The organism is Streptomyces sp. NPDC021749 (assembly GCF_040640655.1).
GTDB lineage: Bacteria > Actinomycetota > Actinomycetes > Streptomycetales > Streptomycetaceae > Streptomyces.
In genome coordinates this window covers 1-14,607 of the sequence record NZ_JBFACE010000047.1, presented here as the reverse complement: position 1 = coordinate 14,607, position 14,607 = coordinate 1, and the positions used below count along the sequence as shown (strand labels likewise).

9 protein-coding genes are annotated in these 14,607 nt (G+C 72.9%); 3 read left to right on the top strand and 6 right to left on the bottom strand.

All coding sequences use genetic code 11. From position 1 onward, the window contains the following. Positions 1-148: 148 nt before the first annotated feature. On the bottom strand, positions 149-775 hold the full coding sequence (locus AB0G35_RS32005) for an NUDIX hydrolase (RefSeq protein WP_360956698.1): 627 nt from the start codon (positions 773-775) through the stop codon (positions 149-151). A 98-nt stretch (positions 776-873) separates the two neighbouring features. Further along, on the bottom strand, positions 874-2,529 hold the full coding sequence (locus AB0G35_RS32000) for a CTP synthase (RefSeq protein WP_360956697.1): 1,656 nt from the start codon (positions 2,527-2,529) through the stop codon (positions 874-876). A 475-nt stretch (positions 2,530-3,004) separates the two neighbouring features. Here AB0G35_RS32000 and AB0G35_RS31995 point away from each other — a divergent pair, with 475 nt between their 5' ends. Beyond that, positions 3,005-4,816, top strand: a complete 1,812-nt coding sequence (locus tag AB0G35_RS31995) for a glycoside hydrolase family 15 protein (RefSeq protein ID WP_360956769.1) — start codon at positions 3,005-3,007, stop codon at positions 4,814-4,816. A 204-nt stretch (positions 4,817-5,020) separates the two neighbouring features. Here the strand turns inward: AB0G35_RS31995 and AB0G35_RS31990 are convergent, their stop codons facing one another. Then, the gene (locus AB0G35_RS31990) at positions 5,021-6,208 is read right to left on the bottom strand and encodes a beta-1,3-glucanase family protein (RefSeq protein WP_360956695.1); all 1,188 of its coding nucleotides are present in this window, start codon (positions 6,206-6,208) and stop codon (positions 5,021-5,023) included. Then, complete coding sequence (locus tag AB0G35_RS31985; RefSeq protein ID WP_360956693.1) at positions 6,205-7,626, bottom strand: glycoside hydrolase family 16 protein; 1,422 nt, start codon at positions 7,624-7,626, stop codon at positions 6,205-6,207. Before AB0G35_RS31985 ends, AB0G35_RS31990 begins: the two co-directional genes overlap by 4 nt. A gap of 157 nt (positions 7,627-7,783) precedes the next feature. On the opposite strand from AB0G35_RS31985, the gene AB0G35_RS31980 reads away from it, so the two are divergent. Both AB0G35_RS31980 and AB0G35_RS31975 read left to right on the top strand, forming a co-directional pair. Then, positions 7,784-9,136 carry a LacI family DNA-binding transcriptional regulator gene (locus AB0G35_RS31980; RefSeq protein WP_360956691.1) on the top strand — a complete coding sequence of 451 codons (1,353 nt, stop codon included), beginning with the start codon at positions 7,784-7,786 and terminating at the stop codon, positions 9,134-9,136. A 613-nt stretch (positions 9,137-9,749) separates the two neighbouring features. Further along, a complete protein-coding gene (locus AB0G35_RS31975) occupies positions 9,750-11,384 on the top strand; it encodes a PucR family transcriptional regulator (protein ID WP_360956689.1) in 1,635 nt (544 codons plus the stop codon). A 268-nt stretch (positions 11,385-11,652) separates the two neighbouring features. On the opposite strand, the gene AB0G35_RS31970 is transcribed toward AB0G35_RS31975, so the two are convergent. Then, complete coding sequence (locus tag AB0G35_RS31970; protein ID WP_360956687.1) at positions 11,653-12,804, bottom strand: glycosyltransferase family 4 protein; 1,152 nt, start codon at positions 12,802-12,804, stop codon at positions 11,653-11,655. An 850-nt stretch (positions 12,805-13,654) separates the two neighbouring features. Continuing rightward, positions 13,655-14,467 carry a hypothetical protein gene (locus AB0G35_RS31965; RefSeq protein ID WP_360956685.1) on the bottom strand — a complete coding sequence of 271 codons (813 nt, stop codon included), beginning with the start codon at positions 14,465-14,467 and terminating at the stop codon, positions 13,655-13,657. Between the last annotated feature and the right edge of the window lie 140 nt (positions 14,468-14,607).

Sequence of the window (14,607 nt, the reverse complement as noted above, 5' to 3'; positions counted from 1 at the left end):
TCCACCTGCGCGTACGAACCCGCCGCAGGCGCGGACGGGAACCCTTACGAGCGTAGTTCACGGGGCGTCACGTCCCGTACGGAGCGCGGCGGTTGGGTCACCCGACCGGATCGGGGCCGACCGGCCGCGGGCCGTGGCAGGGCCCCGGTCAGGCCTCGAACGGGCGGGCCGGCCAGGGCGCGTCGGCCGGCCGCAGCGCGTCCAGGCCGGCGCCGCGCTGCGCGGCGGTGAGCGCCAGCACCCCCACGACCAGGCAGTTGTTGTGCAGCTCACCGGCGAGCACGCCGCGCACCAGCTCCTCCTGCGGCACCCGTGCCAGCTCCATGTCGGCCTCCTCCTCGGCGACCTCGAAGCGTTCCCCCTCGGCCTCGGAGAGGTTTCGGGCGAGGAAGATCCGCACGGCCTCGTCGCAGCCGCCGGGGGTGGTGTAGACGTCGGTCAGCACCCGCCAGTCCTCGGCCTTGACGTGCGCCTCCTCGTACAGCTCGCGCTGGGCGGCGCGCAGCGGGTTCTCCCCGGGGACGTCGAGCAGCCCGGCGGGGATCTCCCACAGCCTCATGCGCACGGGGTGGCGGTACTGCTTCAGCACCAGCACCCGGCCCTCGTCGTCGAGGGCGAGGACGGCCACCGAGCCGGGGTGGACCTGGTAGTCGCGGGTGACCTTGGCGCCGTCCGGCATCACGACCTCGTCGGTGCGCACGCTGGTCTTGTTCCCGGTGAACGGCGTGGTGGAGGCGGTGACCGTCCACTCCTCCGGGGTGTCCTTGATCGCCATGGCGCGTCCTCCTGTATGAGCCTGAAACAACGCGGAAACCGGGGCACGACCTCGGAGAAGAGGCCGTACCCCGGCAACCGTATCCGGCGCGGCGGGTGCTACTTCGAGGCGCCCGTCTTGCGCGCGACCGCGGCCTTCACCAGCCCGGCGAAGAGCGGGTGCGGGCGGGTCGGGCGGGAGCGGAGCTCCGGGTGCGCCTGGGTGGCGACGAGGTAGGGGTGGGTCTCGCGGGGGTACTCGACGTACTCGACGAGCTTGTTGTCCGGGGAGGTGCCGGAGAACTGCAGCCCGGCCTTCTTCTCCAGCTCACCGCGGTAGGCGTTGTTGACCTCGTAGCGGTGGCGGTGGCGCTCCTCGACGTAGGGGGCGTCACCGTAGACCTCGCGGACGATGGAGCCCTCGGCGAGCTTGGCCGGGTACATGCCCAGCCGCATCGTGCCGCCCATGTCGCCCTCACCTGCGACGATGTCCAGCTGCTCGGCCATGGTGGAGATGACCGGGTGGGCGGTCGCCGGGTCGAACTCGGTGGAGTTGGCGCCCTCGATGCCGGCGAGGTTGCGGGCCGCCTCGATGACCACGCACTGCAGGCCCAGGCACAGGCCGAGCAGCGGCACCTTGTTCTCGCGGGCGTAGGTGATCGCGCCGACCTTGCCGTCCACACCGCGGTCGCCGAAGCCGCCGGGGATGCAGACGGCGTCGCAGTCGGAGAGCTGCGCCGCGGCACCGGCCGCGGTCCGGCAGTCGTCCGAGGTGACCCACTTGATCTTGACGCGGGCCTTGTTGGCGAAGCCGCCGGCCCGCAGCGCCTCGGTGACCGAGAGGTAGGCGTCCGGCAGGTCGATGTACTTGCCGACCAGCGCGACCTTGACCTCGTGGTCGGGGTTGTGGACGCGCTCCAGCAGGTCGGCCCACTGGGTCCAGTCCACGTCGCGGAACGGCAGGTCGAGCTTGCGCACGACGTACGCGTCCAGGCCCTCGGCGTGCAGGACCTTGGGGATGTCGTAGATCGACGGGGCGTCGATCGCGGCGACCACCGCGGCCTCGTCGACGTCGCACATCAGCGAGATCTTGCGCTTGATGGCGGTGGGCACCTCGCGGTCGGCGCGCAGCACGATCGCGTCGGGCTGGATACCGATGTTGCGCAGCGCCGCGACCGAGTGCTGGGTCGGCTTGGTCTTGAGCTCACCGGACGGGCCGATGTACGGCAGCAGCGAGATGTGCACGACGAAGACGTTGTCCCGGCCGACCTCGTGGCGGACCTGGCGGACGGTTTCCAGGAACGGCAGCGACTCGATGTCGCCGACGGTGCCGCCGACCTCGGTGATCACGACGTCGACGTCCTCGGTCGCCATCCGCCGGATCCGGTGCTTGATCTCGTTGGTGATGTGCGGGATGACCTGCACGGTGTCGCCGAGGTACTCACCGCGGCGCTCCTTGGCGATCACGGTGTTGTAGACCTGGCCGGTGGTCACGTTCGCCGAGCCGTCGAGGTCGACGTCGAGGAACCGCTCGTAGTGGCCGATGTCCAGGTCGGTCTCGGCGCCGTCGTTGGTGACGAAGACCTCGCCGTGCTGGAACGGGTTCATCGTTCCGGGGTCGACGTTCAGGTACGGGTCGAGCTTCTGCATCGTGACCCGCAGGCCGCGCGCCTTGAGGAGAGCACCCAGGCTGGAGGCCGTGAGCCCCTTACCGAGCGAGGAGGCGACGCCCCCGGTGACGAAGAGGTGCTTGGTCGTCGTGGATTTGGCTGGCATGGCCAAGAGGGAGCTCCCGTGGTCGCGAGGTGGAGAGGTGCGAAGCGGCGCCGTCCCGCGTCTGTGAGGGGTGCCGTCGCTGCGGTCGGGGTGCCGTGACATGTTGCCGGGGCCCACCGGTCCACGGGGTACCAGGCTATCAGCGCCCGGGCATGGTCGCGCCCGGCCACGCACCGGAACCTCGCGCGACGCCTCCCCGTCACGGTGCGTGATAATGGGGGTTGACGCTGTCACGTGACGGAGGCCACCCGTTCGGAGCACTTCACTCGTCGCGAGGGTCGCGCGGATCACCCGCGTGCGTCGTATCCTGCTCGGACACTCGCAACGAGCCGTCCGGGAAGGCACCACCCTCTCCCAGCTACCGCTGGGGGTACCCCCAGCCCGATTTCCGGTCCCGCTGCTCGGCGACGTTTCATGGGCAGGACGGACAGAATCACAACGTCCCATGGGGGGCGTGACTCCAGTTCGACGGGAGATGCACGTGGCCGGGCGCATCGAGGACTACGCACTTATCGGCGATATGCAGACCGCCGCTCTAGTGTGCAGGGACGGGACGGTCGACTGGCTGTGCCTGCCCCGCTTCGACTCGCCGGCGGTCTTCGCAGGGCTGCTGGGCACAGAGGAGAACGGCTACTGGCGGATGGGGCCGGTGACCGGTTCCGAGGACGGGCCGCAGCCCGCCGACCGCCGCCGCTACCGGGGCGATTCACTCGTGCTGGAATCCGAGTGGGACACCCCGCGGGGTACCGTCCGGGTGATCGACTTCATGCCGCCGCGTGACGGCGCACCGCAGGTGATCCGCATCGTGGAGGGCGTCAGCGGACGCGTCCCGATGCGTTCGGAGCTGCGGATGCGGTTCGCGTACGGCTGGGTGGTGCCCTGGGTGCACAAGATCGACGAGCGGACCGTCGCGGTCGCCGGCCCGGACTCCGTATGGCTGGACACCGAGGTCGAGACGTACGGGAAGGACCTGACGACCTTCTCCGACTTCACCGTCTCGCCGGGCGAGCGGATCGCGTTCACGATCAGCTGGCAGCCCTCCCACCACCAGCCGCCGGCCATCGCGGACCCGGAGGGGTCGCTGGAGGCCACCGAGGAGTTCTGGCGCGAGTGGGTCGAGCACTGCACGTACCACGGCCCCTACCGCGACGCCGTGGTCCGCTCGCTGATCACGCTGAAGGCGCTGACGTACGCGCCGACCGGCGGGATCGTCGCCGCGCCCACCACCTCCCTGCCCGAGTGCATCGGCGGCGTCCGCAACTGGGACTACCGCTTCACCTGGCTGAGGGACGCCGCGATCACCCTCTCCTCGCTGCTGCGCACCGGCTACCGCGAAGAGGCCCGGGCCTGGCGGGAGTGGCTGCTGCGGGCGGTGGCCGGCGACCCGGACAACCTGCAGATCATGTACGGCATCGCCGGTGAGCGCGAGCTCGGCGAGAACGAGCTCAACTGGCTTCCCGGGTACGAGAATTCCCGTCCGGTGCGGGTCGGCAACGGCGCCGCGGGCCAGCTCCAGCTCGACGTCTACGGCGAGGTCACCGAGGCGCTGCACCTGGCGCACATGACCGGCCTGGCCCGCAACGACTACGCCTCGCTGCTGCAGCTCAAGCTGATCCAGTGGGTGGAGAAGCACTGGGACGAACCGGACGAGGGCATCTGGGAGGTCCGCGGCCCGCGCCGGCACTTCGTGCACTCCAAGGTGATGACCTGGGTCGCGGTGGACCGCACGGTCAAGCTGATCGAGTCCGGGGACGTCGACGGCCCGCTGGAGCGCTGGAAGGACCTGCGCGAGACGATCCACCGGGACGTCTGCGAGAAGGGTTACGACAAGGAGCGCAACACCTTCACCCAGTCCTACGGCTCGCAGGAGCTGGACGCCTCGCTGCTGCTGATCCCGCAGGTCGGATTCCTGCCGCCGGACGACAAGCGCGTCATCGGCACGATCGAGGCGATCCAGCGGGAGCTGACCACCGAGGACGGCTTCGTGCTGCGGTACCCCACGGCCGGCCAGGGCGAACTGGGCGTGGACGGGCTGGAGGGCGAGGAGGGTGCCTTCCTGGCCTGCTCGTTCTGGCTCGCGGACGACCTGGCGATGATCGGCCGGGTCGACGAGGCCCGCAAGCTCTTCGAGAAGCTGCTCTCGCTCCGCAACGACCTCGGGCTGCTGGCGGAGGAGTGGGACCCCAAGGCCAAGCGCCAGGTGGGCAACTTCCCGCAGGCGTTCAGCCACGTTCCGCTGATCGACACCGCCCTGCGGCTGACGGCGAGCGGGGCGTACGGCGGCTGAACCCACCGGTGCCGTACACCGCGGCCGCCCCCGGGAGTGTTCCGGGGGCGGCCGCGGCGTGTGGGTCGGAGCGCGAGATCGTGATCGGGCGGTCGGGCGCATCGGACGGGGGTCGGGGTCCGGTGCGTCAGAAGGGGGTCGGGTCCGGTGCATCGGAAGGGAGTCGGGGTCCGGTGCATCGGAAGAGGCTTGGAGGCCGGTGCGTCAGAAGGGGGTCAGGGTGAGGGTGATCTCCTTCGGGGCGTTGTCCTCGATGTACGAGGCGAAGCCGGCGACGTCGTCGAAGGCGAAGCCGTAGGCCCGGCCGTCCTGGGTGGCGGCGTGCATGGCCTTGGCGTAGTGGTTGGTCAGCCGCTGCCGGTAGAAGTCGGCGGGGTCGGTGGTGGGCTGATGCGCCTGGGAGACCAGGGTGGAGCGGTTGAGGGCCGCGCCGAGGACGGCGGCCACCGGGCCCAGGGTGCCGTCGTTGGGGGCGGCGAGGGTGCCGTCGCAGAAGAGGACGTCGCGGGTGGACGGCTTGTCGAAGGAGACCGTGCCGGGCCCGTGGAAGGTGAGCTTGCCGCCGCTGACCCGGCCGGTGAAGGTGCCGGCGTGGGTGGTGACGGTCAGGTCCTTGGCCGTGTAGGCGGACCAGGCCTCGTCGATGGCGGGGGCGAGGTAGTCCTTGGCGAACAGTCCGCTGTCGAGGCCGTGCCCGGGGGCGATCACCCGCTTGTCGCCGATGACCAGCCGGTCGAAGCCCTCGGCCGCCTTGACGTCGGCGAAGATCCGGTCGCGGGCGCCGTCCTTGAGCGTGCCGGTGGTCTGCTCCTTGGCGCCGGAAAGCGTGATCGCGAGCGGCACGCTGAACATGTCGACCATGGTGGTGTTGCAGTACAGCCCGCTGGAGTTGTGGGTGAACTCGGCGCAGTCGTGGAGGACGTCGTAGTTGGGGTCACCGGAGACCCAGCCCGCCGGGTAGGCGAGCGCGGGCTTGCCGTTGCCATCTTTGACGGCCTTGAACTTGAGCTTGCTGCCCAGCGCGACGTAGATCCGGCCGGACATCTGCGGCAGCGGGATCGTCGTGGCCCCGCTCGCGGCGAGCGGAAGGGCGTAATCGGTGTACCCGTCCGGCCCGTTGTCCCCGAGCGCAACCGGCTTGAGCCCCCCGTCCGGCCCGACCCACACCTGCTGCGTCCCGTCATTCCCGACGATGTACACCCACACCGAGGAATTCCCGTACGCCCCTGAGTTGTTGAGGATTCGCAGGGGGACCGCCCCCGCCGCCCGTTTTTGCCGCGAGGTGGCCCTGGCCGCCAGAGGGGTGCCGACGGCGCGGCCTGCCAGGGTGATGCCGGAGGCGGTGGCGCCGGCGGCGGCGAGGCCGCCGAGCAGGGTGCGACGAGTGATCACGGGGTGGCTCCTTGCGGGGTGGCTCCTTGCGGGGTGGCCGGGTGCCGGCCGGTGGTGGCCGGGTGCCGGCCGGTGGTGGCCGGGTGCCGGTCGGTGGTGGTGGGGCGTTGGGCGGTGGTGGTGGGGGCTTGGCGGTCCGGGCGGGTGGCCGGTGCTGCCGAGTCTTGGTCCGTGCGGGTCGCTGCTACTGCGGACTTGTCGTCCGTGCCGGCTGCCGCTGCGGACTTGTGGTCCGTGCCGGCTGCCGCTGCGGACTTGTGGTCCGTGCCGGCTGCCGCTGCGGACTTGTGGTCCGTGCGGGCGGAGGTGCGGGCTGTTGCGGGCTGCTGGACGGAGACCGCGACGTGGTCGACGAGGAGGGAGCCGCCGGGGCGGGTGGCGTCGGTGGGTGTTGCCTTGCCCGCGACGCCGTCCGGGAACGCCCCGCCCATGGCGAGGTTCAGCAGCAGGAAGTGGCCGTGGTGGGTGGCCTTCGCCCACGTGTCGGCGTCCATCTCGGCCGATGCCACGGTGTGGAACTTCTGCCCGTCGACATACCAGTTCAGCGACTCCGCGGCACCGTTGGTGCGGTCCAGCTCCAGTGCGTACGTGTGGAAGCCGGCCTGGCAGGCGCTGTCGGGACACTCGCGGGAACTGCCCTTGCCCTGGGTCTCGTTGCACGGCCCGCCGGGGGTGACACCGCAATGCAGCGTGCCCCAGACCTTGTTGATGCCGTTGACGTTCTCCATGACGTCGAACTCGCCGATGCCCGGCCAGTTCTGGTAGTTGCCGCGGTACTCGGCGCCCAGGGTCCAGAAGGCGGGCCAGTAGCCGAGCGCGGCGTCACCGGTGACGTCGGGCAGACGGATGCTCGCCTCGATGCGGAGCTTGCCGCCGGCCGGGGCGGCGAAGTCGGTGCGCTTCGTCTCGATGCGGGCCGAGGTCCAGGTGGCGCCGTCCTTCAGTGCGGTGATTTTGAGGTGGCCCGCACCGTCGAGCTGGAGGTTCTCGGGGCGGTCGGTGTACGTCTCGCGTTCGCCGGTGCCCCAGTTGGCGGGGCCTCCGGGATAGCCGGTACCGGTGTCGATGATCCAGTCGTCGCCGGAGGGGCGTGATCCGGCAGCGCCGTCGAAGTCCGTACGCCACACTTCCTGGAAGGCGGTTGCGGCGCTCGCGGTGCGTGCGGTGTTCGTCGTGGGTGTGGTGTTCGGCGTGGGCGTGGTGTTCGGCGTGTGTGCAGCGTTCGCTGTGCGTGCGGTGCGTGCGGTGCTCGCGGCGGGGTCTGCGCCTGTCGCACGGCCGGTGTTCGGCGTGCGTGCGGGGCCGGCCGTAGGAGCCGCTTCCCCCGCGGAGGCGGTGGGGAGGGCGAGGGCGAGGGAGCAGGTGCTGACGAGTGCGGTGCTCACGGTGAAGAGCACCGCTCTTTTCCTCATGGCCATGACATTCTCTCCTCGGTAAGAGTGGGGGGTAGTGAGGAGTTCGGGGGGGTACCCGTAGGGGACGTCGCGTTTGAGAGCGCTCTCACGGCGTCCTCAGTGCACCCTGCCGACTCGACGGCACACCGTCAAGTCACCGAGTCGAAAAAGGAGTTGGAACGTGCCAGAGCCGAACGGTGGGCGGCCCACGCTGGAGGCGGTCGCGGCGCGCGCCGGCGTCTCCCGCGCCACGGTGTCCCGCGTGGTCAACGGCGGTGCGGGCGTACGGGAGGCGGTCCAGGAACGGGTCCGCCGGGCAGTGCAGGAGCTGGGTTACGTACCGAACAGCGCGGCCCGCACCCTGGTCACCCGTCGCACCGGAGCGGTCGCCGTGGTCATCGCGGAACCGGAGTCCCGGGTCTTCACCGACCCCTTCTTCGGCCGTCAACTACGAGGCATCAGCCGGGAACTGGCCGCCGCCGACACCCAGCTCCTGCTGATGTTCGTCGAGCACCGCGCCGACTACGACCGCATCGGCCGCTATCTGGCGGGCGGTCATGTCGACGGCGCGCTGATGTTCTCGCTGCACCGGGACGACCCGCTGCCCGCCATGGCCGAGCGCGCCGGGCTGCCCACCGTGTACGGCGGCCGGCCCGGCTGGGCGGGCGCCGATCGCGCGCCGCGGCCGCTGTACGTCGACACGGACAACCGTGGCGGCGCCCGTCAGGCCGTACGTCACCTCCTCGACCGCGGCCGTCGACGGATCGCGGTGATCACCGGCCCGCTCGACCAGACGTCGGCGCTGGACCGGCTCGACGGCTATCTGGACGCACTGGGCACGAGCGAGCCCGATCCGCGGCTGGTCGCGGACGGCGGCTTCACGGCAGAGGGCGGTGAGCGCGCCATGGCCACGCTCCTGGGCGCCGCGCCGGACCTGGACGCCGTCTTCGCATGCTCCGACCTGATGGCGAACGGCGCCCTGCGGACCCTACGGGCGCACGGGCGGCGGGTGCCGGACGATGTGGCGGTGGTCGGCTACGACGACCTCGAACCGGCGGCCTGGGCGGACCCACCGCTGACCACGGTGCGGCAGGACGTGGAGGAGATGGGCCGGCTGATGGCCCGAATGCTGCTGCGGCTGCTGGATACGCGGCGGGCGGGCGGTGCGCGACGGGTGGAGGACGCGCGACCGGCGGGGGATGTGCGGCAGGCCGGGGCTTTGCCACAGGCGGGGGATGTGCGCGGCTCGGGGGCGGGCCAGGGCGACGCCGGGGACGACGGCGCGGACGTGGCGAGCGGCGCGGACGGGGGGAGCGGTGCGGGCCTTGGGGGTGGTGCGGGCCTTGGGGGTGGTGCGGGCCTTGGGGGTGGTGCGGGCCTTGGGGGTGGTGCGCATCTTGGGGGTGGCGCGGATGGCGGTGCGGATCGTGGGAGCGGTGCAGGTTTCGCGGGCGGGGTCGACGCCGCGGAAGGTGAGGGGGAGCTGGTGCCCGTGATCACAGAGGCGCGGCTGGTGGTGCGGGAGTCGACGTAAGGGTGCACGCCCGGCCCGCTGGCCAGCCCGGCGCCCGGCCGGGCGGCCCGGCGGCCCGGCCCCGGCCGGAACGAGGGGCGGAGCCACGACCGGGACAGGCCTCGACGGGCCGGGCACCGGGGCGGGACGGGCCAGGCACGGGGGCGGGCCGCGCCGGGGTGAGCCGGGTGCCAGGGCGGGTCGCGCCGGGGGCCAGGCACCGGGGCGGGCCGCGCCGGGGTGAGCCGGGTGCCGGGGCGGGGCGCGCTCCATCCGGGGTGCGGCTTCCCGGCGCGGTGGCAGACCGCCGCACGCGGACGGGGGCCGCCGCTCTCGGGTCGGAGCGCCGCTCTCAGACATGGCCACCACTCACAGACGAGGCCAACGCTCTCACGCGAGGCCACCGCTCTCACACGAGGCCACCGCTCCCGGACGGCCTGCTCTCGGACCAGAGCACCGCTCTCGTAAGGGACCGCCGCTCGCGGACGCGGCCGGCGTACCGGGACGAGCCACCGCCCCCGCTCCCCCGTCCCGCACCCCGACCCCCGGCCACCGACCCCGGCCACCGCTCCCCGGCCCCCGGCCCCCGGACCAGGAAGCTCCGGATAGCGGACTGCGGGTACCGTTCGTCGGCATGGGGCCGGAAGGAAAAGTCGAAGCCGAGATCACGGTACGCAGGGCGCTGGAGCTGCCCGCCCTGCGGCGTGGGCTGCCGGAGGTGCTGGCCGGCGGGGACCGGCTGGACCGCGCGGTGCGCTGGGTGCACGCGGGCGAGGTCCCGCACATCGCTTCGCTGCTCAAGGGCGGCGAGCTGCTGCTGACCACCGGTCTCGGACTGGGCAGCCGGCCGTCCGAGCAGCGGGCCTTCATCCGTAAGCTCGCGGACCGCGAGATCGCCGCTCTCGTCGTGGAGCTGGGCTCTCGTTTCGAATCACTGCCCCCGGCGCTGGTGGACGCCGCACGGGACTGTGGTCTGCCGCTGATCCAGCTGCACCGCGAGGTCCCGTACGTCACGGTCACCGAGGCCATCCACACGGAGATCATCAACAGCCACTACGCGCTGCTGCGCCGCGCCGACCAGATTCTGCGCCGGTGTACCGACGTCCTGCTGCGCGGCGGGGGCGCGCCCGAGGTGCTGCGGCTGCTGGCCGTCTTCACCGGTAACCCGCTCTGTCTGGAGGCCCCGGACGGCAGCCCGCTGTACGCCGCGGGCCCGGACGGCGGCGACGAGGAGGGGTCCGCCGACGCCGATCCGCTGCTGGCCTGGGAAGGCCTACGCGATTCCGGGGTCCGCATCGACGTCCCCGGTGGCGGGCACGGCCCCGATGCGGTCCGCGCCCGCCTGGTCCTGCTGCCCGTCAACGCCCCGGTGGCGCCGGTGCACCGGATCGCCGCGGAGCGCGCCGCCGATCTGCTCGCCGTGGTGATGCTCCAGTCCCGCCAGGAGGAGGTGCTCGCCGCCCGCGGCCGCGGCGACTTCCTGGCCGATCTGGCGGAGGGCCGGATCTCCGCGGCCGAGGCGCCCGCGCAGGCCCGGTTGCTCGGCTTCCGCCCCGGACCGGAACCGATCCTTCCGGTGGTCATGCGGCTACCGGCCGGCCTCCCCACCCCCAACAGCTGGGCACTGCTCGCCCAGACGCTGCGCGAGGAACTGGCCGCCCTCGGGGCGCCGGTGCTCCTCGGCGTACGCCCCGTGGAAGGCCGGGTACCGATGCTCGTGGCGCTGCGCGCCGGCCAGCAACGCGAGGCGCTCGCCGACCGGGTCGCCGAGGCGCTGCGCGCCGGGGTGGTCCGTGCGGGACTGGACCGTCCGACGGCCCACCGCCCGGTGGTCGTCGTCGGCGCCGCGGGCGACTGGTCGGCGGCCGGCCCCGGGCTGCGCCACGCCGCGGAGGCCGCTGCGGCCGCCCAGGGCCTGCCGGAGCAGCCCTGGTACGACGCGCGCCGGCTGGACATCGAGCTGCTGCTGTGGCGGATGCGCGAGCACGGCGAGCAGGGTGTGCTCAGTGATTTCGTGGAACGCGCGATCGGCCCGCTGCTGGCCCACGACAGCGGTGCCCGGCAACCGTTGCTGCCCACTCTGGAGGCCTACCTGGCCAGTGCGGGGCGCAAGGCCGAGACGGCCCGCGATCTGAACGTCAACCGCCAGACCCTCTACGACCGGCTGGCCCGCATCGCCCAGTTGCTGGGCACCGACCTGGACGATCCGCAGACCGTACTGGGCCTTCGCCTTGCCCTGCGCGCCCGGCGCCACACCGACCGGCCGTAGTCCCGACCGGCCGTAGTCCCGACCGGCCGTAGCTCGACCGGCAGTTGCCCGACCGGCCCTGGCCTCGGATGCGGCGGGACCGGCGGGACCGGCGGGAGGATTGGCGGCCGGCTTCCGCCGTGCGTCTCCCCGGCCGGCGACCCTGGCGGTGCTGCCGCCCCACCCGTCACACCGCCCGGCGCGGCGACGGCTAGGGATGGGGCTGTAGCTGGGGCTAGAGCTAGGACTAGGACTAGAGCTGGGGCTGGGGCTGGGGCTGGGGCTGGGGCTAGGGCTGCGTCAACTCGTCGTAAACGCTGAGGACTTGGGTGACCGTGTCGTTCTCGGTCGGCCATCCGGCCGCCTGGACGCGGCCCGCCTCGGCGAGCGCGTCCCGGCGGACGGGGTCCGCGAGCAGTGCGAGGACGCTACGGGCCAGGGCGGCGGCGTCCCCGTAGGGGACCAGTTCCGCGGCCCGGCCGACCAGTTCGCGGGTGCCGCCGGTGTCGGTCGCGACCAGCGGCACCCCGGCGCGCAGTGCCTCCTGCGCGATCAACGAGCGCGCCTCCCACTTGCTGGGCAGCACGACGAGGTCGGCGGCGGCGAGGAGTTCCGGTACGTCGTCGCGGCGGCCGAGCAGCTGGACGGGCAGCTCCTCCTGGTCGATCCGGCGCTGCAGCGTGGCCCGTTGGACGCCCTCCCCCGCGATGGCGACCAGCGGCTGGGGGTCGAGCGCACACCAAGCGTGTGCGGCGTCCAGCAGCAGGTCATGTCCCTGGCCGGGGTCGAGACGGCCGACCGCGAGCAACAACGGGCGGTCGATCGCGCCCAGTTCGGCCCGCTCCTTGTGGCGCATCAGGTCGCGTTCCTCGGGCTCGGCCGGCGCAGCGTTGGAGCGCGGCCGCGGAACGGCGACCGGCGCGAGCCGCGCGTCGCGCGCGCCCCGCTCGCGAGCGCGGTCCACGAGGTCGGAGCAGGCGCCCAGGACCACGGCGGCGGCCCGCGCCACCCGACGCTCCATCAGGTGCACCACCCCGGCCCGCGCGCCCTCGGTGTGCGGACTCGTGTGCCAGGTGATGACCAACGGGACCCGCCGCCCTCCCCGGGGGCCGCGCAGTCCGCGCAGCGCCATCGAGGCGCGCAGCCCGGCCCGCAGGCCGTGCGCATGGACCAGATCGGCGTCCCAACAGGCGCTGCGCAGCGTCGCCACACTCACCGGGTCCATCCGCGGAGGAACGTGGACGAACCGCGCGCCCGCTCCGGTGAAGTCGTACGCCTGCTCCGTTTCCGGCGTGGCACAGACGGTGACCCGGACGCCACGCGCCACCAGTCCTTCGGCCAGCGAGCGGACATGGGCCGCGCTGCCGGCGCCGCCGTACCCCAGCACCTGGACCGTGCGCAGCGGCGACAGCCCGTGCGTCGAGGTCGGGGTACTGATCACGTGTGCGGGACTCCTGGGTCGGGGTGGAACGGGCCGTACCGGTATGTCCGGTCCGCTGGGTGCGGGCGCTGCGCGGCGCGCCACCGGGCGGGCCGGCCCACCGGAAGACGGCAGGACGCAGCGCGGGCGCCCGGAACCGCGCACCGGGCCCAGGATGCCAGTCCGGCGGCGTCAATTCGGCATCGTTCGCCCGCCGTTCCGGTGGGAAGTCTCACCCCAGCGCCCTTGAGATCACTCACACGGATGACAATCCGCCCGCGCGGCTCAACCGTACGTACGGGTGAGCCGCCCCCCGGAGCGCGCCATCTGCTCCACCGGGAGGCGCGCACGACGTGCCCGCTCCGCTGCGCAAGCCCCTACGCGCCGCCTGCCCGAAGAGCCACGGCACGGCGGAGCGGGCCCACCGTTTTGGCGCTGCGCGCGCTGCACCTCTCCCCCCACCCCCGAACCCACCCCCCGCCCCCTCCCCCGAAGGGGGAGAGGGGGAGGGGGCGGGGGAAGCCTCGAACCGCCCACGGACGAGAGCAGGAGGCGGGAAGCCTCGAACCGCCCACGGACGAGAGCAGGAGGCGGGAATCCTCGAACCGCCCGCAGACGGGAGGCAGAGGGCGGGAATCCTCGAACCGCCCGCGGACGAGAGGCAGAGGGCAGGAGGCCTCGCGTACCGCCTGCAGGCGGAGCAAGGGGCGGGGAGCCCTCGAACCACCCAGGGAAGGGGCCGAGAAAGCCGCCTACCGCCCAGGAAGGAAGCCCAGGCCGGAACACCGCCGCCCCCTCCCGCCAGCCCCTGCCCGTCTCCTCAGCTACCGCCCCTCCCCTCATCCCCTGCCCGTCTCCTCAACCACAGCCCTCAGCCCCGCCCCCCGCCGGCCGTCGCCCGCGCGGCTGCCCGTGCCATGCGGTCCCCCGCGAGCGTTGCGGCGACGAGGGCCGTGGCGTGGGCTGCCAGGCCCGGGCGGTTGTTGCCGGTGGCGATGGCGAGGCCGAGGGCGGCGCCGAGGGCGTGGGCGCCGGCGTCGCCGAGCATGGTGCGTTCCTCCAGGTCGTCGCGGGCGACCGCGGCCACGGCTCCCATGGGGGCGGCGGACAGCGTTCCCGCCGGGCCGCGCCGCAGGAGGCCGGGGGCGCCGAGGGCCAGTACGGCGCCGGCCGCGCGGCCGGGGCGGACGTCCAGGAGGTTCACCAAGTGCGCCGAGCCCGCGATGACCACGCCCGCCAGGAGCTTGTCGGCCGGGCGTTCCTTCAGGAGGGCGCCCGCCGCGAGACCGGCGGCGCCGATGCCGAAGAGCTTCACCGCCCCACTGGTGACCTCGCGGTTCCGCAGTGCCGAGAGGTGGGCCCGGAATCCGCGGCGGGGATCGCTGGCGCCGAAGACGTCGTCGTACGCTCCGCAGGCCCCGGCGGCCAGTACGGCCAGCGCCGAGGCCGCCCGGGTGCGGGCCGGCAGCCCCGGTGCGGTGGCCGCGGCGAGGGCCGTGCCGGTGGCCGTGGCGAGTCCGGCGTGCAGATGGACGGTGCGGCCGGCGTGGTTCTTGCGCTCCCACAGGACGGCGCCGCCCGGTGGCCGGCTCTTCAGCGCCCCGTAGGCGGCCCGGGTCGCCCCTGCCGCCCCCAGCAGCACCGAGATCCGTTTCAGCACCGTGCCGCCTGCCACCGCCACCATGTCGCTCCCCTCGCCCGGCACCCTGCCGGGCTCGAACTCCCGTCACCCTAGATGATTGAGTCCGATGTTCTTAGTGGTCGTAGGCGATCAGGGATCGTTTGATCTTGGCGCCGGTGGTCCAGTTGTGCCAGATGCAGGCT

Bases quoted from the DNA above. Each gene is read 5' to 3' on its own strand.
- AB0G35_RS31995 (WP_360956769.1), top strand. From the start codon at position 3,005: ATGCACGTGGCCGGGCGCATCGAGGACTACGCACTTATCGGCGATATG.
- AB0G35_RS31985 (WP_360956693.1), bottom strand. From the start codon at position 7,626: ATGGCCATGAGGAAAAGAGCGGTGCTCTTCACCGTGAGCACCGCACTC.
- AB0G35_RS32000 (WP_360956697.1), bottom strand. From the start codon at position 2,529: ATGCCAGCCAAATCCACGACGACCAAGCACCTCTTCGTCACCGGGGGC.
- AB0G35_RS32005 (WP_360956698.1), bottom strand. From the start codon at position 775: ATGGCGATCAAGGACACCCCGGAGGAGTGGACGGTCACCGCCTCCACC.
- AB0G35_RS31975 (WP_360956689.1), top strand. From the start codon at position 9,750: ATGGGGCCGGAAGGAAAAGTCGAAGCCGAGATCACGGTACGCAGGGCG.
- AB0G35_RS31965 (WP_360956685.1), bottom strand. From the start codon at position 14,467: ATGGTGGCGGTGGCAGGCGGCACGGTGCTGAAACGGATCTCGGTGCTG.